Origin of the sequence: Bradyrhizobium diversitatis (assembly GCF_016031635.1) — a bacterium.
Taxonomy (GTDB): Bacteria; Pseudomonadota; Alphaproteobacteria; order Rhizobiales; family Xanthobacteraceae; genus Bradyrhizobium; species Bradyrhizobium diversitatis.
Genome location: NZ_JACEGD010000029.1, coordinates 15820 through 33389 on the forward strand (window position 1 = coordinate 15820; position 17570 = coordinate 33389).

28 protein-coding genes are annotated in these 17570 nt (G+C 63.4%); all 28 read right to left on the reverse strand.

The window, feature by feature from the left end; all coding sequences use genetic code 11:
- Window positions 1–34: 34 nt before the first annotated feature.
- The 28 genes from rpsM to rpsL all read right to left on the reverse strand — a co-directional run bounded on the left by rpsM (window position 35) and on the right by rpsL (window position 17276).
- The gene (rpsM, locus tag H1B27_RS27925) at window positions 35–403 is read right to left on the reverse strand and encodes a 30S ribosomal protein S13 (protein ID WP_028137012.1); all 369 of its coding nucleotides are present in this window, start codon (window positions 401–403) and stop codon (window positions 35–37) included.
- 185 nt (window positions 404–588) lie between these two features.
- On the reverse strand, window positions 589–1479 hold the full coding sequence (locus H1B27_RS27930; RefSeq protein ID WP_197968309.1) for an adenylate kinase: 891 nt from the start codon (window positions 1477–1479) through the stop codon (window positions 589–591).
- A 276-nt stretch (window positions 1480–1755) separates the two neighbouring features.
- A complete protein-coding gene (gene secY / locus H1B27_RS27935) occupies window positions 1756–3087 on the reverse strand; it encodes a preprotein translocase subunit SecY (protein WP_197968310.1) in 1332 nt (443 codons plus the stop codon).
- Window positions 3088–3333: 246 nt separating this feature from the next.
- The gene (gene rplO / locus H1B27_RS27940; RefSeq protein ID WP_011088136.1) at window positions 3334–3819 is read right to left on the reverse strand and encodes a 50S ribosomal protein L15; all 486 of its coding nucleotides are present in this window, start codon (window positions 3817–3819) and stop codon (window positions 3334–3336) included.
- A gap of 75 nt (window positions 3820–3894) precedes the next feature.
- The gene (gene rpmD, locus H1B27_RS27945; protein ID WP_027554162.1) at window positions 3895–4089 is read right to left on the reverse strand and encodes a 50S ribosomal protein L30; all 195 of its coding nucleotides are present in this window, start codon (window positions 4087–4089) and stop codon (window positions 3895–3897) included.
- A gap of 25 nt (window positions 4090–4114) precedes the next feature.
- Window positions 4115–4711 (reverse strand): 30S ribosomal protein S5, encoded by a 597-nt coding sequence (rpsE, locus tag H1B27_RS27950; RefSeq protein WP_014494507.1) that lies wholly within the window; start codon window positions 4709–4711, stop codon window positions 4115–4117.
- A gap of 47 nt (window positions 4712–4758) precedes the next feature.
- Window positions 4759–5121: a 50S ribosomal protein L18 gene (gene rplR / locus H1B27_RS27955; RefSeq protein WP_197968311.1), complete on the reverse strand. Its 363-nt coding sequence runs from the start codon at window positions 5119–5121 to the stop codon at window positions 4759–4761.
- Window positions 5122–5132: 11 nt separating this feature from the next.
- Window positions 5133–5666 carry a 50S ribosomal protein L6 gene (gene rplF, locus H1B27_RS27960; RefSeq protein ID WP_061876880.1) on the reverse strand — a complete coding sequence of 178 codons (534 nt, stop codon included), beginning with the start codon at window positions 5664–5666 and terminating at the stop codon, window positions 5133–5135.
- 16 nt (window positions 5667–5682) lie between these two features.
- Window positions 5683–6081: a 30S ribosomal protein S8 gene (gene rpsH, locus H1B27_RS27965; RefSeq protein ID WP_027554158.1), complete on the reverse strand. Its 399-nt coding sequence runs from the start codon at window positions 6079–6081 to the stop codon at window positions 5683–5685.
- 14 nt (window positions 6082–6095) lie between these two features.
- Window positions 6096–6401 (reverse strand): 30S ribosomal protein S14, encoded by a 306-nt coding sequence (gene rpsN, locus H1B27_RS27970; protein WP_197968312.1) that lies wholly within the window; start codon window positions 6399–6401, stop codon window positions 6096–6098.
- Between the two features lie 46 nt (window positions 6402–6447).
- Window positions 6448–7005, reverse strand: a complete 558-nt coding sequence (rplE, locus tag H1B27_RS27975) for a 50S ribosomal protein L5 (RefSeq protein WP_018647250.1) — start codon at window positions 7003–7005, stop codon at window positions 6448–6450.
- Window positions 6998–7312: a 50S ribosomal protein L24 gene (rplX, locus tag H1B27_RS27980; protein WP_028177970.1), complete on the reverse strand. Its 315-nt coding sequence runs from the start codon at window positions 7310–7312 to the stop codon at window positions 6998–7000. The genes rplE and rplX overlap by 8 nt, the downstream gene beginning before the upstream one ends.
- The gene (gene rplN, locus H1B27_RS27985) at window positions 7312–7680 is read right to left on the reverse strand and encodes a 50S ribosomal protein L14 (RefSeq protein WP_007603030.1); all 369 of its coding nucleotides are present in this window, start codon (window positions 7678–7680) and stop codon (window positions 7312–7314) included. The genes rplX and rplN overlap by 1 nt, the downstream gene beginning before the upstream one ends.
- An 84-nt stretch (window positions 7681–7764) precedes the next feature.
- Window positions 7765–8013, reverse strand: coding sequence for a 30S ribosomal protein S17 (gene rpsQ, locus H1B27_RS27990; protein WP_028177969.1), 249 nt, complete (start codon window positions 8011–8013; stop codon window positions 7765–7767).
- A 13-nt stretch (window positions 8014–8026) separates the two neighbouring features.
- The gene (gene rpmC, locus H1B27_RS27995) at window positions 8027–8233 is read right to left on the reverse strand and encodes a 50S ribosomal protein L29 (protein WP_011088144.1); all 207 of its coding nucleotides are present in this window, start codon (window positions 8231–8233) and stop codon (window positions 8027–8029) included.
- A 5-nt stretch (window positions 8234–8238) separates the two neighbouring features.
- A complete protein-coding gene (gene rplP / locus H1B27_RS28000; RefSeq protein WP_197968313.1) occupies window positions 8239–8652 on the reverse strand; it encodes a 50S ribosomal protein L16 in 414 nt (137 codons plus the stop codon).
- Between the two features lie 30 nt (window positions 8653–8682).
- Window positions 8683–9408, reverse strand: a complete 726-nt coding sequence (rpsC, locus tag H1B27_RS28005; protein ID WP_061876881.1) for a 30S ribosomal protein S3 — start codon at window positions 9406–9408, stop codon at window positions 8683–8685.
- Window positions 9409–9425: 17 nt separating this feature from the next.
- Window positions 9426–9809, reverse strand: a complete 384-nt coding sequence (gene rplV / locus H1B27_RS28010) for a 50S ribosomal protein L22 (protein WP_061876882.1) — start codon at window positions 9807–9809, stop codon at window positions 9426–9428.
- 10 nt (window positions 9810–9819) lie between these two features.
- Window positions 9820–10098, reverse strand: coding sequence for a 30S ribosomal protein S19 (gene rpsS / locus H1B27_RS28015; protein WP_008136357.1), 279 nt, complete (start codon window positions 10096–10098; stop codon window positions 9820–9822).
- A gap of 12 nt (window positions 10099–10110) precedes the next feature.
- Window positions 10111–10944 (reverse strand): 50S ribosomal protein L2, encoded by an 834-nt coding sequence (rplB, locus tag H1B27_RS28020; protein ID WP_028177967.1) that lies wholly within the window; start codon window positions 10942–10944, stop codon window positions 10111–10113.
- Between the two features lie 12 nt (window positions 10945–10956).
- Window positions 10957–11259, reverse strand: a complete 303-nt coding sequence (locus H1B27_RS28025) for a 50S ribosomal protein L23 (RefSeq protein ID WP_008136362.1) — start codon at window positions 11257–11259, stop codon at window positions 10957–10959.
- Entirely contained in the window at window positions 11256–11876 is a 621-nt protein-coding gene (rplD, locus tag H1B27_RS28030) for a 50S ribosomal protein L4 (protein WP_018647243.1), read from the reverse strand. The genes H1B27_RS28025 and rplD overlap by 4 nt, the downstream gene beginning before the upstream one ends.
- Before the next feature lies 1 nt (window position 11877).
- Entirely contained in the window at window positions 11878–12591 is a 714-nt protein-coding gene (rplC, locus tag H1B27_RS28035) for a 50S ribosomal protein L3 (protein ID WP_024342448.1), read from the reverse strand.
- A gap of 98 nt (window positions 12592–12689) precedes the next feature.
- On the reverse strand, window positions 12690–12998 hold the full coding sequence (rpsJ, locus tag H1B27_RS28040; RefSeq protein WP_002712302.1) for a 30S ribosomal protein S10: 309 nt from the start codon (window positions 12996–12998) through the stop codon (window positions 12690–12692).
- A gap of 83 nt (window positions 12999–13081) precedes the next feature.
- Window positions 13082–14272, reverse strand: coding sequence for an elongation factor Tu (gene tuf / locus H1B27_RS28045; protein ID WP_028177965.1), 1191 nt, complete (start codon window positions 14270–14272; stop codon window positions 13082–13084).
- A 40-nt stretch (window positions 14273–14312) separates the two neighbouring features.
- A complete protein-coding gene (fusA, locus tag H1B27_RS28050) occupies window positions 14313–16385 on the reverse strand; it encodes an elongation factor G (RefSeq protein ID WP_197968314.1) in 2073 nt (690 codons plus the stop codon).
- Between the two features lie 33 nt (window positions 16386–16418).
- Window positions 16419–16889, reverse strand: coding sequence for a 30S ribosomal protein S7 (gene rpsG / locus H1B27_RS28055; RefSeq protein ID WP_018647239.1), 471 nt, complete (start codon window positions 16887–16889; stop codon window positions 16419–16421).
- A gap of 15 nt (window positions 16890–16904) precedes the next feature.
- On the reverse strand, window positions 16905–17276 hold the full coding sequence (rpsL, locus tag H1B27_RS28060; protein WP_007603006.1) for a 30S ribosomal protein S12: 372 nt from the start codon (window positions 17274–17276) through the stop codon (window positions 16905–16907).
- Between the last annotated feature and the right edge of the window lie 294 nt (window positions 17277–17570).

Genomic DNA, 17570 nt, shown 5'->3' on the forward strand with positions numbered 1-17570 from the left:
CCTCTTCGCCACACGCCATGACTGAATTCGAAACTTACTTCTTCTTGCCGGCGATGGCCTTGGCCGGACCCTTGCGCGTGCGCGCATTGGTGTGGGTGCGCTGGCCGCGCACCGGCAGACCGCGACGATGACGCAGGCCGCGATAGCAGCCGAGGTCCATCAGACGCTTGATGTTGATACCGACCTCGCGACGCAGATCGCCCTCGACGAGATAGTCGCGGTCGATGACTTCGCGGATCTGGAGCACTTCGGCGTCGCTGAGCTGATTGACGCGACGATCCACGGGGATCTTCACTTTCTCCAGGATCTCACTGGCGATCTTCTGGCCGATGCCATGGATGTACTGGAGCGCGATCAGCACGCGCTTGTTGGTGGGAATGTTCACGCCGGCAATACGGGCCACGGCCTTCTCTCCTGTCGCCGATCCTCGTCAGGATCGGGCTTTAAGTGCTTGTGTTCTCGGGCAGGTGTTCACAAACGCGAACACGACGCCCACCCCCGGTCTTCCTGGGGCCCGGCATCGTCTGAAACTATCCGACTTGGATGCGGGGCTTATTAGGGGATTCCAGGGGCTTTCGTCAACCGCTGCTAGCGCTTGGCTCGCTTTTTCGTGACCTTTTTTGCGGTCTTTTTGGCACCCTTTTTGACGGCCTTCCTGGCGGTCGTTTTTGCGGCCTTTTTGGCCGTTTTCTTGGTCGCGGTCTTGGTAGCAGTCTTGGTAGCAGGCTTGGAACCCTTCACGGCTTTCTTGGCCGCCTTTTTGGCGGCTTTGGCCGATTTGACCGCCTTTTTGGCTGCCTTCGCCGGCTTTTTGGCCGATTTCTTCGCCGCCCTGGCCTTTTTGGCCGGCGCCGTCTTGGCCGCGCTTCTCGAGTGGGTCTTGGGCTCGACCGCGCCGAGCGCCAGAAGCTGGCGGTGGATGGCGCGGGTGACCTCGTCGATGGCCATCATGCCGTCGATGGTCGAGAGCTTCCGACGCTCGGAATAATAGTGAATCAGCGGCTCCGTCTGGCTGCGATAGCTGGCCAACCGCTTGGTCAGGACCTCGGGAGTGTCGTCGACCCGGACCTCCTCGCCGCGCTCGCGCATCTGGGCGACACGGGTCTCGACGCGGTTCAAGAGCGCGCTCTCGTTGACGCGGAGCTCGATCACGGCGTCGAGCTTGAGATGCTTCTGCTTGAGCAGCTCATCCAGCGCCTCGGCCTGCGGCACGGTGCGCGGGAAACCATCGAGGATGAAACCGTTCCTGGCGTCCGGCTGGTCGATCCGGTCGGAGATGATTCCGACCACGACATCGTCCGGAACGAGGCCGCCACCAGCCATGATCTCCTTGGCCTTCAGCCCGACCGGCGTTCCGGCCGCAACCGCCGCGCGCAGCATCTCGCCGGTCGAGAGCTGGAGGATGCCGTAACGCTGCACCAAAAGTTGCGCCTGGGTCCCCTTGCCCGACCCCGGCGGTCCCAGAAGTATAATTCTCATCGGCGTACGCCCCCCGGATTGGTGAGCGATACGTCGCGCACCTGCGTTTGAAGATCAAGAACAGTGCAAACCATAATCGGCGCCGCACCGCTACCCATATCATAGGGGAGCGAATGCCCGGACGCCAAGAAGGCCTTTGAAATCAGTGATTGCATCGACGTGGGAGCGTCTCTGCTCATGCGACCGAGCCGCTGACTGATCGCCTCTGCGGCGCCGCGCATTGCTCGTGCGGCGAATCGGCGGCGCGGTCGCGCCGCCTCTCGAGCGACTCCGTACTTAGCGGCGGCGGCCCCGCAGCTTGGACTTCCGGATCAGGCCTTCGTACTGGTGCGCCAGCAGATAGCCCTGGACCTGCGCCACCGTGTCCATGGTGACGCTGACGACGATCAGCAGCGAGGTGCCGCCGAAATAGAACGGCACCGACGCGTAGGAGATCAGGATCTCGGGAATCAGGCAGACGATCGCCAGATAAATCGCGCCGAGCACGGTAATGCGCGACAGCACGTAGTCGATATATTCGGCGGTGCGCTCGCCCGGGCGGATGCCCGGAATGAAGCCGCCGTGCTTCTTCAGATTGTCCGCGGTCTCGGTCGGGTTGAACACGATCGCGGTGTAGAAGAAGGCGAAGAACACGATCAGCGCCAGATACATGATCAGGAACAGCGGGCGACCATGGCCAAGCTGGGTGTTGATCCACTGGAACCATTCCGGCCCGCTGCCCGCATTGAAGTTCGCCACCGTGGTCGGCAGCAAGAGCAGCGAGGACGCGAAGATCGGCGGGATCACACCCGAGGTGTTGAGCTTGAGCGGCAGATGCGAGGACTGGCCCTCGAACATCTTGTTGCCGACCTGGCGCTTCGGATACTGGATCAGGAGGCGGCGCTGCGCGCGCTCCATGAACACGATGAAGGCGATCACGGCGACGGCCATGACGATGACGACCAGGATCAGGCCGGTCGACATCGCACCCTGACGGCCGAGCTCGAGCATGCTGGCGAGCGCCGCGGGCAGCTCGGCGACGATGCCGGCGAGAATGATCAGCGAGATGCCGTTGCCGATGCCACGCGAGGTGATCTGCTCGCCCAGCCACATCAGGAACATGGTGCCGCCGGTCAGCGTGATCGCCGTGGACAGGCGGAAGAACATTCCGGGCTCGCTGACGACGTTGCCGGCGCCCTCGAGGCCGACCGCGATCCCGTAGGACTGGAATGCGGCCAGGATGACCGTCAGATAGCGGGTGTACTGATTCAGCGTCTTGCGGCCCGCCTCGCCTTCCTTCTTCAGCGCCTCGAGCTGCGGCGAGACGGTGGTGAGGAGCTGGATGATGATCGAGGCCGAGATGTACGGCATGATGTTCAGCGCAAAGATCGCCATGCGGTGGATGCCGCCACCGGCGAACATGTTGAACATGCCGAGGATGCCGCCCGCCTGCGATCGGAACACCTGTTCCCAGATGTTCGGATCGATGCCGGGCAGCGGGATGTAGGTCCCGAGCCGATAAACGAGCAGCGCACCCAGGGTGAACCAGATGCGCTTCTTCAGTTCGTCGGCCTTGGCAAACGCGCCGAAATTGAGATTGGCTGCCAGTTGTTCCGCTGCAGAGACCATCTTGGACTTTCTCCCGCCGCCTGTTGCGCCGTCATGCCCGCGGCCGGGCTACTAAAGCGCGATGAAACCAGGATGCCTCATCATCGCGCTTTAGGTTGTCATTTAAGCATGATCTTCTCGGAAAACGCTTCACACTTTTCCGGATCATGCTTGAGCGGACGCCGGACATTATCTGGGGCTCGGCTTCGATAAGTCCACGTCCCGCATGCGTAAAGGCCCGCGAACCGCGGGCCAATGACGCAGTTGTTACGCCGCCTCGCCTTCTTCCTTGGCAGGGGCGAGGATCTTCACCGAGCCGCCGGCCTTCTCGACCGCCGCGATTGCGGTCTTGGTGGCGCCATGCACTTCGATGTTGAGCTTGGACTTGAGCTCGCCGCGGCCGAGCAGCCGCAGGCCGCCCTTGGCGCGGCGCAGCACGCCGCCCTTCACCAGGGCCTCGACGTTCACGACGCTGCCGGCGTCGATCTTCTTGGCATCGACCGCTTCCTGGAGCCGGTCGAGATTGATCTCGGCGAACTCGACGCGGAAGATGTTGTTGAAGCCGCGCTTGGGCAGACGGCGATGCATCGGCATCTGGCCGCCTTCGAAACCCTTGATGCGCACGCCCGAACGCGCGGTCTGGCCCTTGCCGCCGCGGCCGGACTGCTTGCCCTTGCCGGAACCGATGCCGCGGCCGACGCGCATACGCTTCTTGCGCGAGCCGGCGTTGTCGGCGATATCGCTGAGCTTCATCGCCCTTCTCCTTGTGTCTTGCGCACGATCTTCACCGAAAACCGCTTCCCGCTCTTCGGGATCGTGCGCCTTTGCTTACTTCTCGTCGACGATGCGGACGAGATGGTGAACCTTCTCGATCATGCCGCGGACCGCCGGGGTGTCCGGCAGTTCGCTGATACGGCCGATCTTGTTGAGCTTGAGCCCGATCAGCGTCGAACGCTGCGAGTGATGGCGGCGGATCGCGCTGCCGGTCTGCTCGAGCTTGATCGTCTTTGCGGCCTTGGCCATCGTGGTCTACTCCGAAAAGCTTCCGTTAGTCGGCAGCCGCCTCTGCGTCGCCACCGATACGGCGGGACTGGAGGGTGGACACCTTGATGTTGCGGCGGGCAGCGACCGAGCGCGGCGAATCCTGGTGCTTCAGCGCGTCAAAGGTCGCGCGCACCATGTTGTACGGGTTCGACGAGCCGATCGACTTCGCCACAACGTCCTGGACGCCGAGCGTTTCGAACACCGCGCGCATCGGACCGCCGGCGATGATGCCGGTACCGGCCGGAGCTGCACGCAGGTAGACACGGCCCGCGCCATGACGGCCGGCGATGTCGTGATGGAGCGTGCGGCCCTCGCGCAGCGACACGCGCGTCAGGTTGCGCTTGGCGGACTCGGTCGCCTTGCGGATCGCCTCGGGCACCTCGCGCGCCTTGCCGTGACCGAAGCCGGCACGACCCTTCTGGTCGCCGATCACGACCAGCGCTGCGAAACCGAAGCGCTTGCCGCCCTTGACGACCTTGGCCACGCGGTTGATGTGGACGAGCTTGTCGACGAACTCGCTGTCGCGCTCCTCGCGCTCCCTGCGTTCACGTCCGCCGCCGCGTTGATCGCGTCCACCACGTTGTTCGCGTTCAGCTGCCATGGTTTTTCCAATCCTTCAGAGGCTTGCGCCCCAATCCTCAAATTCTGTTAGAAGCTCAGCCCGCTCTCACGCGCCGCGTCGGCCAGAGCCTTGACGCGCCCGTGGTAGAGATAGCTGCCGCGATCGAACACGACTTCCTTGACGCCCTTCTCGGCCGCGCGCTCGGCCAGCAACTTGCCGACCGCCTTCGCCGCATCGATGTCGGCGCCGGTCTTGCCACCGTCGCGCATCGACTTCTCGAGCGAGGAGGCGGAGGCCAGCGTCTCGCCCCTCAGGTCGTCGATGACCTGGGCGTAGATGTGCTTGGACGAGCGGAACACTGACAGGCGCGGACGGCCGCCGGCGGAACGGCGCAGCTTCAGCCGCACACTCCGCTTGCGCCGGGCATTCGTAACCTTGGCTTTCGACATGACCGGCTCCGTTACTTCTTCTTGCCTTCCTTGCGGAAGATGAATTCGCCCACATACTTCACGCCCTTGCCCTTGTAGGGCTCCGGCGGACGATAGGAGCGGATCTCGGCGGCGACCTGGCCGACGCGCTGGACGTCGCTGCCCGCCACCGTGATCTCGGTCGGCTTCGGCACCGTGATCGTGATCCCCTCGGGGATCGGATAGATCACGTCGTGGCTGTAGCCGAGCGCGAGCTGCAGGTTCTTGCCCTGCATCGCGGCGCGATAGCCGACGCCGGTGATCTCGAGCTTCTTCTCGAAGCCTTTGGTGACACCCTCGACCAGATTCGCGACCTGGGCGCGAGCAGTACCGTACAGCGCCTGCGCGCGGTTGGTCTCGGCTCGCGGCTTGACCTTGATCTGGCCGTTCTCGAGCTTCACCTCGACGTCGTCATGGACGACGAACTGAAGCTGACCCTTCGGCCCCTTCATCTTGACGGTCTGCCCATCGACGGTCGCGGTAACACCCGACGGCACCGCCACAGGCCTTTTGCCAACACGTGACATGGATGAAAAATCCTTCTCAGAACACCGTGAAGAGGACTTCACCGCCCACATTCGCGTCGCGCGCGCTGTGGTCGGCCATGATCCCCTTCGGCGTCGACAACACCGAAATGCCGAGTCCGTTGTTCACCCGCGGCAGATTCTTCACCGAGGCGTAGACTCTGCGCCCGGGCTTGGAAACGCGCTCAATCTCGCGGATGACGGGCTCGCCGTCGAAATACTTCAGCTCGATCTCGATCTCGCTGCGGCCCGAGGAATGCTCGAGCGTGGCGTAACCGCGGATATAGCCCTCGGTCTTCAGAACCTCGAGCACATTCTCGCGCATCTTCGAGCCGGGCGTGGAGACCTTGGTCTTCGAACGCATCTGCGCGTTGCGGATACGGGTGATCAGATCGCTGATTGGATCGTGCGTTGACATCTAAACGACCCTCCTTACCAGCTGGACTTCACGAGGCCCGGGACCATGCCCTTGGAGCCAAGGTCGCGCAGCGCGATACGGGACAGCTTGTTCTTGCGGTAGTTCGAGCGCGGGCGGCCCGACAGCTCGCAGCGCAGGCGGATGCGGGTCGCCGACGAATTGCGCGGCATCTCCGCCAGCTTCAGGGTCGCGGCGAACCGCTCTTCCATCGGCAGCGTCTTGTCGGCGATGACCGCCTTCAACCGCTCGCGCTTGGCGGCGGCGTTCTTCACCATCCGCTTGCGCCGGTTGTTCTTCTCGACTGAACTCTTCTTTGCCATGCTTGGCTCCTGGGTATCCGCGTTTGAGAGGCTCTAGGTCAGCGTCTCACTGCCGGAACGGGAAATTGAAAGCGGTCAACAAGGCCCTCGCCTCTTCGTCGGTCTTGGCCGTGGTGCAGACGGTGATGTCCATACCGCGGGCTTCCGTGACCTTGTCGAAGTCGATCTCGGGGAAAATGATGTGCTCCTTGATGCCGAGCGAGTAGTTGCCGCGGCCGTCGAAGCTCTTCGGGTTCAGGCCGCGGAAGTCGCGGACGCGCGGCAGCGCGACCGTCACCAGGCGATCGATGAACTCGTACATGCGAGCCTTGCGCAGCGTGACCTTGCAGCCGATCGGCTGGTTCTCACGCAGCTTGAAGGTCGCGATCGCGATACGCGAATAGGTCACGATCGCCTTCTGGCCGGCGATCTGGGTCAGCTCGGCAGCGGCGGTCTCGGCCTTCTTGCGGTCGTTGACGGAATCGCCAACGCCCATGTTCAGCACGACCTTGTCCAGGCGCGGAACCTGCATCACGTTCTCATAGCCGAACTTCTCGGTCAGAGCCGTGCGGATCTTCGCATCATATTCCGCGCGCAGGCGCGGGGTGTAAGCGGCCTCAGCCATCGATCTCAGCTCCCGAGCTCTTGGCGATGCGGACCTTCTTGCCGTCCGCCAGAATCTTGAATCCGATGCGGGTCGGCTTTCCGTCCTTGCCGACATACGCGATGTTGGACAGTTGGATCGGCGCCTCTTTCGAGATGATGCCGCCCTCCTGGGCCTGCGTCTGCTTCTGATGACGCTTGACCACGTTGATGCCGCGCACCAGCGCGGTACCGGCGTCGGGGCGCACCTCGAACACTTCGCCGGTGCGGCCCTTGTCGCGTCCGGTCAGCACGACGACCTTGTCGCCCTTGCGGATCTTCGCAGCCATCACAGCACCTCCGGCGCGAGCGAGATGATCTTCATGTGGTTCTTGGCGCGCAGCTCGCGCGGCACCGGCCCGAAGATACGGGTGCCGACCGGCTCGGACTGGTTGTTGATCAGCACGGCGGCGTTGCGGTCGAAGCGGATGACCGAACCGTCGGCGCGGCGGATGTCCTTGCGGACGCGCACCACGACGGCCTTCATCACGTCGCCCTTCTTCACCTTGCCACGCGGAATCGCTTCCTTGATCGACACGACGATGATGTCGCCGATCGTGGCGTAGCGGCGCTTGGAGCCCCCGAGCACCTTGATACACATGACACGGCGTGCGCCAGAATTGTCGGCCACGTCGAGGTTGGTCTGCATCTGAATCATTGATGCACCTCGTCCTCTTTCTCTTTGCGCCAGCCCAGCCGGCGCTCAACATTTCCCTGAAGTCAGTCGGCTAGAGCCAACAGATCAGGCGCTTTTCTTGTGTTCGCCCCGGATCACGACCCAGCGCTTCAACTTCGAAATCGGCTTCGTTTCCTCAATCCACACCATGTCGCCCGGCTTGAACTCGTTGCTCTCGTCGTGCGCGTGGTAGTTCTTCGACCGGCGGATGGTCTTCTTGTAGATCGGGTGCGTGAAGCGGCGATCGACACGCACCACAATGGTCTTGGCTTGCTTGTCGCTGACGACCACGCCCTGCAAAGTACGTTTCGGCATCTTCGTAAGCCTCTTACTTCTTCTTGGCGCGCGTCTGCGCGGCGACGGTCTTGATCCGGGCGATGTCACGGCGGGCCTCGCGCAGGCGCGAGGTGTTCTCGAGCTGCCCGGTGGCGCGCTGGAAGCGCAGGTTGAAGCGCTCCTTCTTCAGGTTCAGGATGGCGTCATCCTGCTGGTCGGGGCTCATCGCGCGGATGTCTTCGATCTTCATCTGGGCCATGGCCATTACTCCGCAATGCGCTCGACGAAACGCGTCTTGATCGGCAGCTTGGCGGCCGCCAGGGTCAGCGCCTCACGCGCGGTCTGGGTGTTGACGCCGTCGATCTCGAACAGCACCCGGCCCGGCTTGACGCGCGCGACCCACAATTCCGGCGAACCCTTGCCGGAACCCATGCGGACTTCGGCGGGCTTCTTGGACACCGGAACGTCGGAAAACACGCGGATCCAGACGCGGCCGGCGCGCTTCATGTGACGGGTCAGCGCCCGACGGGCGGCTTCGATCTGGCGCGCGGTGACGCGCTCAGGCTCGGTCGCCTTCAGGCCGAACTGGCCGAACGCCAACGTCGCGCCCGAAGACGCAACGCCGTGGATGCGGCCCTTATGCGCTTTCCGGAACTTCGTTTTCTTAGGTTGCATCATGGCTTTAAGCCCTCAAATTCCTGTCTGGCCTTAGGCAGCGGCCGTCTCGCGGCGCTGACGGCCACCGCGATCACCACTGCCGCCGGTCTCGCCTTCGGCCATTCTCTTGTCCTGGGCCATCGGATCGTGCTCGAGGATCTCGCCCTTGAAGATCCAGACCTTGACGCCGCAGGTGCCGAAGGTCGTGAACGCGGTCGCGACGCCGTAGTCGATGTCGGCGCGCAGCGTGTGCAGCGGCACGCGGCCTTCGCGGTACCACTCCATGCGCGCGATTTCCGCGCCGCCCAGACGTCCCGAGCAGTTGATGCGGATGCCCTCCGCGCCGAGACGCATCGCCGACTGCACGGCGCGCTTCATGGCACGGCGGAACGCCACGCGGCGCTCCAGCTGCTGCGCGATCGACTCGGCCACCAGCGTCGCATCGAGCTCCGGCTTGCGGATCTCGACGATGTTGATGACGACGTCGGACGAGGTGATGTCCGCGACCTTCTTGCGCAGCTTGTCGATGTCGGCGCCCTTCTTGCCGATCACCACGCCCGGACGGGCCGAGTGGATGGTGACGCGGCACTTCTTGTGCGGACGCTCGATCACGATGCGGGCGACGGCCGCCTGCTTGAGCTCCTTGTGCAGGATCTCGCGGATCTTGACGTCCTCGTGCAGCAGCTTGCCGTATTCCTGCTTGCCGGCGAACCAGCGGGAATCCCAGGTCCGGTTGATGCCGAGACGCAGACCGATCGGATTGATCTTTTGACCCATCGTGTTCTCCTGCGCCCTTAAGCGGCTTCAGCTTCGACCTGACGAACGATGATCGTCAGCTGCGAAAACGGTTTGTACACACGGCCCGAGCGGCCGCGGCCGCGGGCGGCGAAGCGCTTCATCACGAGGCCGTTGCCGACGAAGGCCTGCGCCACGACGAGATCGTCGACGTCGAGGTCATGATTGTTCTCGGCATTGGCGATCGCCGATTCCAGGCACTTCTTGACGTCGACCGCGATCCGCTTGCGCGAAAACTGCAGGTCAGCGAGCGCGGCAGACGCCTTCCGGCCGCGAATGAGCTGGGCGACCAGGTTGAGCTTCTGCGGGCTCACCCGCAGCATCCGGGCGACCGCCTTGGCCTCGTTGTCGGCGAGGCTCCGTTCGCGCTTAGGTTTGCTCATCGTTTAATCCTCAAGCCTTCTTGGCTTTCTTGTCGCCGGAGTGGCCATGGAAGGTCCGGGTCGGCGAGAACTCGCCGAACTTGTGACCGACCATTTCCTCGTTCACGGCCACCGGCACGTGCTTCTGCCCATTGTAGACGCCGAAGGTCAGGCCGACGAACTGCGGCAGGATCGTCGAGCGACGGCTCCAGATCTTGATGACGTCGTGACGGCCGGACGCGCGCGCGGCATCTGCCTTCTTGAGCAGAGAACCCTCGACGAACGGGCCTTTCCAGACTGAACGAACCATGTCCGGCGTTCCTTACTTCTTCCGCTTGTGGCGGCTTAGGAGAATGAATTTGTTGGTCGACTTGTTGGTGCGGGTCTTCTTGCCCTTGGTCGGCTTGCCCCACGGGGTGACCGGGTGACGGCCGCCCGAGGTACGACCTTCACCACCGCCGTGCGGATGGTCGATCGGGTTCATCGCGACACCGCGGTTGTGCGGCCTGCGGCCCATCCAACGCTTGCGACCGGCCTTGCCGATCGAGGTGTTCATGTGATCCGGGTTCGACACCGCGCCGATCGTGCCGCGGCAGCGGCCGTGCACAAGGCGCTGCTCGCCCGAATTCAGGCGGATGATGACGTAGTCCTGGTCGCGCCCGACGAGCTGGGCATAGGTGCCTGCGGAACGGGCGAGCTGGCCGCCCTTCCCGATCTTGACCTCGATGTTGTGGATGATCGTGCCGACCGGCATGTTGCCGAGCGGCATGACGTTGCCCGGCTTCACGTCGACATAGTTGCCAGCGACGATCGTGTCACCCACGGCCAGGCGCTGCGGCGCCAGGATGTAGGCCTGCTCGCCGTCCTGATACTTGATCAGGGCGATGAAGCCGGTGCGGTTCGGATCGTACTCCAGCCGCTCGACGGTCGCGGGGACGTCGACCTTCTCGCGCTTGAAATCGACGGTACGCAGCGTCTGCTTGTGACCGCCACCGCGGAAACGCACGGTGATGCGGCCGGTGTTGTTGCGGCCGCCCGAGGACTTCTTGCCCTCGGTGAGCGCCTTGACCGGCTTGCCCTTGTACAGGGCCGAACGATCGACCATGACCAGCTGGCGCTGGCCGGGCGTCGTGGGATTGAATGTCTTCAGTGCCATCGTCGTACGACCTTACAGACCGGTGGTCACGTCGATCCGGTGACCCTCTTCGAGGGTCACGATCGCGCGCTTGGAGTTCGACTGCGAGCCGAGATTGCCGCGGAAGACTTTGGTCTTACCCTTGCGAACCAGCGTGTTGACGCTCTTGACCTTGACGTCGAACAGCTTCTCGATCGCTTCCTTGATCTGCGGCTTGGTCGCCTTTGCGGCCACCTTGAACAGCACCTTGTTGTGCTCCGAGGCGATCGTCGCCTTTTCGGTCACGACCGGCGACAGGATCACGTCGTAGTGGCGAGGCTCGATGTTCTTCGTCATTTGAAGCGCGCCTCCAGCGCATCGATGGCGGCCTTGGTCAGAACGAGCTTCTGACGGCGCAGGATGTCATAGACATTGATGCCCTGGATCGGCAGCACGTCCATGTTCGGAATGTTGCGGGCCGCAGCGGCAAAACCGTTGTTGAGCTCGGCGCCGTCGATGATCAGCGCGTTGGTGAGCCCGAGGCCCGAGAAGTGACCGAGCAGCGCCTTGGTCTTCGCGGCTTCCAGCGCGGCCTTCTCGATCACGACGAGATCGCCGTCCTTGGCCTTGGCCGAGAGCGCATGCTTCAGAGCGAGCGCGCGGACCTTCTTCGGCAGGTCGGTGGCGTGCGAACGCACCACCGGACCGAAGGCACGGCCGCCGCCGCGGAACTGCGGCACGCGGGCCGAGCCGTGACGAGCACCGCCGGTGCCCTTCTGCTTGTACATCTTCTTGCCGGTGCGCCAGATCTCGGCGCGACCCTTGGCCTTGTGCGTGCCGGCCTGGCGCTTGTTGAGCTGCCACTGCACGCAGCGCGCGATGATGTCCTCGCGCGGCTCGAGACCGAAAATGGCGTCGGAGAGCTGGACCGAGCCGGCTTCCTTACCTTCGAGGGTGGTGACCTTCAATTCCATCTCACGCCTCCTGCGCAGCCGGAGCGGCTTCCGCGTCGCCAGCAACCTTGAACTTGCCGGGCTTCGGAGCTTCCTTCGGCAGCGGCTTCTTGACGGCGTCGCGCACGCGGATCCAACCGCCCTTGGAGCCGGGAACGGCGCCTTCGACGAGGATCAGGCCGCGCTCGACATCGGTCTGGACGACGCGAAGGTTGAGCGTGGTGATGCGGTCGACACCCATGTGGCCGGGCATCTTCTTGTTCTTCCAGGTCTTGCCGGGGTCCTGACGGCCACCGGTCGAACCGATCGAGCGGTGCGAGATCGACACACCGTGCGTGGCGCGCAGACCGCCGAAGTTCCAGCGCTTCATGCCGCCGGCGAAGCCCTTACCGACCGAGGTGCCGGTGACGTCGACGAACTGACCGACGACGAAGTGATCCGCCTGGATCTCGGCGCCGACCGGGATCATCGCATCCGCGCTGACCCGGAATTCCTCGACCCGGCGCTTCGGCTCGACCTTGGCGACCGCGAACTGGCCGCGCTCCGCCTTCGGCATGTAAACGGTCTTGCGGCTGCCAGAACCAAGCTGGAGCGCGACGTAACCGTTCTTCTCTTCGGTACGGTGACCTACGACCTGGCAATTGCCGAGCTTCAGCACGGTCACGGGGATATGTTCGCCGGCCTCCGTGAAGACCCGCGTCATCCCGACCTTTTGTGCGATCACTCCGGAGCGCATCGGCTTGCTTCCTGTTCTTTCTGTCCTTGCGGACTAGCTAATCTTCGTAGTGAGCAAGTCCCGGTCCGAGAACCGGTGCCCACTCCTCGGGGTCTTGCTCAGAGCTTGATCTCGACGTCGACACCGGCGGCTAGGTCGAGCTTCATCAAAGCATCGACGGTCTGCGGGGTCGGATCGACGATGTCGAGCAGGCGCTTGTGGGTGCGCATCTCGAACTGTTCGCGGCTCTTCTTGTCCACGTGGGGCGAACGGTTGACGGTGAACTTCTCGATGCGCGTGGGCAGCGGAATGGGTCCGCGGACCTGCGCGCCGGTGCGCTTCGCCGTGTTCACGATCTCACGGGTCGACGTATCGAGGATACGATGGTCGAACGCCTTGAGACGGATACGAATGTTTTGGCCGTTCATTGCCGTGCTTTCTCTAGTGAGTGGCGAGTAGCGAGTAGCGAATAGAATCCCCTATTCGCCACTCACCATTCCCTATTCGCTTGTTACTCGATGATCGAGGCGACGACGCCGGCGCCGACGGTGCGGCCACCTTCGCGGATCGCGAAGCGAAGCTTCTCTTCCATCGCGATCGGCACGATCAGGTGCACTTCCATCGCAATGTTGTCGCCCGGCATCACCATCTCGGTGCCTTCCGGCAGGTGCACGACACCGGTCACGTCGGTGGTGCGGAAGTAGAACTGCGGACGGTAGTTGGTGAAGAACGGAGTGTGGCGACCGCCCTCCTCCTTGGTGAGGATGTAGGCCTCAGCCTTGAACTTGGTGTGCGGCTTGACCGAACCGGGCTTGGCCAGAACCTGGCCGCGCTCGACGTCCTCGCGCTTGGTGCCGCGGAGCAGCGCGCCGATGTTGTCGCCGGCCTGGCCCTGATCGAGCAGCTTGCGGAACATTTCAACGCCGGTGACGGTGGTCTTCTGGGTGGCGCGCAGACCGACGATCTCGATTTCCTCGCCGACCTTGACGACGCCGCGCTCGACACGGCCGGTCACCACGGTGCCGCGGCCAGAGATCGAGAACACGTCTTCAACAGGCATCAGGAACGGCTGGTCGATCGGACGCTCCGGCTGCGGGATGTACTCGTCGACGTTGCGCATCAGTTCGAGGATGGCGTCGTGGCCGAGCTTCTTGTCGGAGTCTTCGAGAGCGGCGAGCGCCGAGCCCTTGATGATCGGGATCTTGTCGCCCGGGAATTCGTACTTCGAGAGCAGTTCGCGGACTTCGAGCTCGACGAGCTCGAGCAGCTCCGGATCGTCGACCATGTCGCACTTGTTGAGGAACACGACGAGCGCGGGAACGCCGACCTGGCGGGCGAGCAGGATGTGCTCGCGGGTCTGCGGCATCGGGCCGTCAGCGGCGGACACGACCAGGATCGCACCGTCCATCTGGGCGGCGCCGGTGATCATGTTCTTCACGTAGTCGGCGTGGCCGGGGCAGTCGACGTGGGCGTAGTGGCGGTTCTGCGTCTCGTACTCGACGTGCGCGGTCGAGATGGTGATGCCGCGGGCCTTCTCTTCCGGCGCCTTGTCGATCTGGTCGTACGCGGTGAACGTCGCACCGCCGGTCTCGGCGAGGATCTTGGTGATCGCCGCGGTCAGCGACGTCTTGCCATGGTCGACGTGACCGATGGTGCCGATGTTGCAGTGCGGCTTGTTACGTTCAAACTTTGCTTTGGCCATTTGACTCTCCGTTCAATCGTCAGCTTGAGACCGACGACAATCAGGCAAACTTCTTCTGGACTTCTGCCGACACGTTGGCCGGCGCTTCTGCGTAGTGGTCGAACTGCATGGTGAAGGTCGCGCGACCCTGGCTCATCGAGCGCAGATTGTTCACGTAACCGAACATGTTCATGAGCGGCACCATCGCGTTGATGACGTTGGCGTTGCCGCGCATGTCTTGTCCCTGGATCTGACCGCGCCGGGAATTCAGGTCACCGATGACCGAGCCGGTGTAGTCTTCCGGGGTCACCACTTCGACCTTCATGATCGGCTCGAGCAGAACGGACTTGCCCATCTGCAGCGCTTCGCGGAAGCAGGCGCGCGAAGCGATTTCGAAGGCGAGCGCCGACGAGTCGACGTCGTGATACTTGCCGTCGACGAGCTGCACCTTGACGTCGACCACGGGGAAGCCCGCGACCACGCCGGACGACAGCACGCTTTCCAGACCCTTCTCGACGCCGGGGATATACTCCTTCGGCACAGCGCCGCCCACGATCTTCGATTCGAACTCGTAGCCCTTGCCGGGCTCGTTCGGCTCGACGATGAACGACACGGCCGCGAACTGGCCGGTACCGCCGGTCTGCTTCTTGTGGGTGTAGCTGTGCTCCACCCGCTTGGTGACGCGCTCACGGAAAGCCACCTGCGGCGCGCCGATGTTGGCGTCGACCTTGTAGGTGCGCTTGAGGATGTCGACCTTGATGTCGAGATGGAGTTCGCCCATGCCCTTGAGGATCGTTTGGCCGGACTCGTGGTCGGTCGACACGCGGAAGGACGGATCCTCGGCCGCGAGCTTGGCCAGCGCCACGCCCAGCTTCTCCTGGTCGGCCTTGGACTTCGGCTCGATCGCGATCTCGATGACCGGCTCGGGGAATTCCATTTTCTCCAGGATGACCTGCTTGTCGGGATCGCACAGCGTGTCACCGGTGCGCGCTTCCTTCAGGCCGGCCAGCGCGACGATGTCGCCGGCATAGGCTTCCTTGATGTCCTCGCGGTTGTTCGCATGCATCAACAGCATGCGCCCGATGCGCTCTTTCTTCTCGCGGGTCGAGTTCACGACGCCGGTGCCGCTCTGCAGCACGCCGGAATAGATGCGGCAGAAGGTGATGGTGCCGACGAACGGGTCGTCCATGATCTTGAACGCGAGCAGCGCCAGCGGCTCCTTGTCGTCCGCCTTGCGCACGACTTCGTTGCCCTTGTCGTCGGTGCCCTTGATCGCGGGCACATCGAGCGGCGACGGCAGGTAGTCGACGACGGCGTCAAGCAGCGGCTGCACGCCCTTGTTCTTGAAGGCCGAGCCGCACAGCACGGGATAGAACGCGCCGGTCAGCACCGCCTTGCGGATCAGACGCTTCAGGGTCGCCTCGTCCGGCTCCTTGCCGTCGAGATAGGCGGCCATGGCGTCATCGTCGAGCTCGACGGCGGCTTCCACCATCTTCTCGCGGTATTCCTTGGCCTGGTCGACGAGGTCTTCCGGAATGTCAACGTAGTCGAACTTGGCGCCGAGCGATTCATCGTTCCAGACGACGCCCTGCATCTTCACGAGGTCGACGAGACCCTTGAAGTTGTTCTCGGCACCGATCGGAAGCTGGATTGCGACGGGCTTGGCGCCCAGACGGTCGACGATGTCCGCCAGACACTTGAAGAAGTCCGCACCGATCTTGTCCATCTTGTTGGCGAAGACGATGCGCGGAACCTTGTACTTGTCGCCCTGGCGCCAGACGGTCTCGGTCTGGGGCTCGACGCCCTGGTTCGAGTCGAGCACGCAGACGGCGCCGTCGAGCACGCGCAAGCTGCGCTCGACCTCGATGGTGAAGTCGACGTGGCCTGGCGTATCGATGATGTTCAGGCGCTTGCCGTTCCAGAACGCGGTGGTGGCAGCCGAAGTGATCGTGATGCCACGCTCCTGCTCCTGCTCCATCCAGTCCATCGTCGCGGCACCTTCGTGCACTTCGCCGATCTTGTGGCTCTTGCCGGTGTAATAGAGGATGCGCTCGGTCGTCGTGGTCTTGCCGGCGTCGATATGCGCCATGATACCGAAGTTACGGTAATCCTCGATGGCATGTTGGCGTGGCATGGGTCGTTCCTTGCGAGTCCGAGTGTGGCGCCGTTACCAGCGATAGTGCGAGAAGGCGCGGTTGGCTTCCGCCATGCGGTGCACGTCTTCGCGCTTCTTGACGGCGTTCCCGCGGTTGTTCGATGCGTCCAGGAGCTCCGCCGAGAGCCGCTCGGTCATCGTCTTCTCGTTGCGCTCGCGCGCAGCCGCGATCAGCCAGCGGATGCCCAAGGCCTGACGGCGGGTCGAACGAACCTCGACCGGAACCTGGTAGGTCGCGCCGCCGACGCGGCGGGAGCGCACTTCGATGGTCGGCATGACATTCTCGAGCGCCTGCTCGAACACGCCGAGCGGGTTCTGCTTGGTCTTGCTTTCGATGATGCCGAACGCACCGTAGACGATACCTTCGGCGACCGACTTCTTGCCGGCGTACATCACCGAGTTCATGAACTTCGTGACGATGATGTTCCCGAACTTCGGATCGGGAAGGACTTCACGCTTTTCAGCAGAATGGCGACGAGACATGGACCTGGTTCCCGCTTACTTCGGACGCTTGGCGCCGTACTTCGAACGACGCTGCTTACGGTTCTTGACGCCCTGGGTATCCAGAACGCCGCGGAGGATGTGGTAGCGCACGCCCGGCAAGTCCTTGACGCGGCCGCCACGGATCATGACTACCGAGTGCTCCTGGAGGTTATGGCCCTCACCGGGGATGTAGCCGATCACCTCGAAGCCGTTGGTCAGGCGCACCTTGGCGACCTTACGAAGCGCCGAGTTCGGCTTCTTCGGGGTCGTGGTGTAGACGCGGGTGCAAACACCACGCTTCTGCGGCGACTGCTGCAGCGCCGGCACCTTCTTGCGCGACTTCTGCACTTCACGCGGTTGAGCGATCAGCTGGTTGATCGTCGGCATCCTGGCCTTACCCTTTGTTCTGCCGCGGCCCCTTCCGGGCCCGCTGTCTTGCCGCGGCCCGTCGCCGGAACCGCAAATTCTTTCGAGCCACCCGCCCGACAAGGCCGCCTCATGCGAACAATCCGCACAAAGCGAAATTGCGCCAACCGCTCCATCACCGAGCGGAAAGCGCTTCGACGCCACAGAGGACCGCAGTATCGAGGCCGCTCGGCGTAAAGCCGCGGCCCGTGCACCGAGGTCATGCATCCGAATTCGATCTCAAGAGAACGTGCTCAAGAGAACTAAAATCGCACT

Coding starts and splice junctions, on each gene's coding strand:
- rplP (WP_197968313.1), bottom strand. CDS start 8,652: ATGATGCAACCTAAGAAAACGAAGTTCCGGAAAGCGCATAAGGGCCGC.
- rplR (WP_197968311.1), bottom strand. CDS start 5,121: ATGTCGAAAGCCAAGGTTACGAATGCCCGGCGCAAGCGGAGTGTGCGG.
- rplV (WP_061876882.1), bottom strand. CDS start 9,809: ATGAGCAAACCTAAGCGCGAACGGAGCCTCGCCGACAACGAGGCCAAG.
- rpsC (WP_061876881.1), bottom strand. CDS start 9,408: ATGGGTCAAAAGATCAATCCGATCGGTCTGCGTCTCGGCATCAACCGG.
- rpsH (WP_027554158.1), bottom strand. CDS start 6,081: ATGTCAACGCACGATCCAATCAGCGATCTGATCACCCGTATCCGCAAC.
- rplX (WP_028177970.1), bottom strand. CDS start 7,312: ATGGCTGCGAAGATCCGCAAGGGCGACAAGGTCGTCGTGCTGACCGGA.
- rpsG (WP_018647239.1), bottom strand. CDS start 16,889: ATGTCTCGTCGCCATTCTGCTGAAAAGCGTGAAGTCCTTCCCGATCCG.
- rpmC (WP_011088144.1), bottom strand. CDS start 8,233: ATGGCCCAGATGAAGATCGAAGACATCCGCGCGATGAGCCCCGACCAG.
- rplO (WP_011088136.1), bottom strand. CDS start 3,819: ATGAAGCTCAGCGATATCGCCGACAACGCCGGCTCGCGCAAGAAGCGT.
- rpmD (WP_027554162.1), bottom strand. CDS start 4,089: ATGGCCAAGGCCGCAAAGACGATCAAGCTCGAGCAGACCGGCAGCGCG.
- rpsL (WP_007603006.1), bottom strand. CDS start 17,276: ATGCCGACGATCAACCAGCTGATCGCTCAACCGCGTGAAGTGCAGAAG.
- H1B27_RS28025 (WP_008136362.1), bottom strand. CDS start 11,259: ATGACGAAGAACATCGAGCCTCGCCACTACGACGTGATCCTGTCGCCG.
- H1B27_RS27930 (WP_197968309.1), bottom strand. CDS start 1,479: ATGAGAATTATACTTCTGGGACCGCCGGGGTCGGGCAAGGGGACCCAG.
- rplC (WP_024342448.1), bottom strand. CDS start 12,591: ATGCGCTCCGGAGTGATCGCACAAAAGGTCGGGATGACGCGGGTCTTC.
- secY (WP_197968310.1), bottom strand. CDS start 3,087: ATGGTCTCTGCAGCGGAACAACTGGCAGCCAATCTCAATTTCGGCGCG.
- rpsE (WP_014494507.1), bottom strand. CDS start 4,711: ATGGCAGCTGAACGCGAACAACGTGGTGGACGCGATCAACGCGGCGGC.
- rplB (WP_028177967.1), bottom strand. CDS start 10,944: ATGGCACTGAAGACATTCAATCCCACGACGCCCGGCCAGCGCCAGCTG.
- rplF (WP_061876880.1), bottom strand. CDS start 5,666: ATGTCACGTGTTGGCAAAAGGCCTGTGGCGGTGCCGTCGGGTGTTACC.
- rplE (WP_018647250.1), bottom strand. CDS start 7,005: ATGGCTGAGGCCGCTTACACCCCGCGCCTGCGCGCGGAATATGATGCG.
- rpsJ (WP_002712302.1), bottom strand. CDS start 12,998: ATGAACGGCCAAAACATTCGTATCCGTCTCAAGGCGTTCGACCATCGT.
- rplN (WP_007603030.1), bottom strand. CDS start 7,680: ATGATTCAGATGCAGACCAACCTCGACGTGGCCGACAATTCTGGCGCA.
- tuf (WP_028177965.1), bottom strand. CDS start 14,272: ATGGCCAAAGCAAAGTTTGAACGTAACAAGCCGCACTGCAACATCGGC.
- rpsS (WP_008136357.1), bottom strand. CDS start 10,098: ATGGTTCGTTCAGTCTGGAAAGGCCCGTTCGTCGAGGGTTCTCTGCTC.
- rplD (WP_018647243.1), bottom strand. CDS start 11,876: ATGGAATTGAAGGTCACCACCCTCGAAGGTAAGGAAGCCGGCTCGGTC.
- rpsQ (WP_028177969.1), bottom strand. CDS start 8,013: ATGCCGAAACGTACTTTGCAGGGCGTGGTCGTCAGCGACAAGCAAGCC.
- rpsN (WP_197968312.1), bottom strand. CDS start 6,401: ATGGCAAAGAAGAGTTCAGTCGAGAAGAACAACCGGCGCAAGCGGATG.
- fusA (WP_197968314.1), bottom strand. CDS start 16,385: ATGCCACGCCAACATGCCATCGAGGATTACCGTAACTTCGGTATCATG.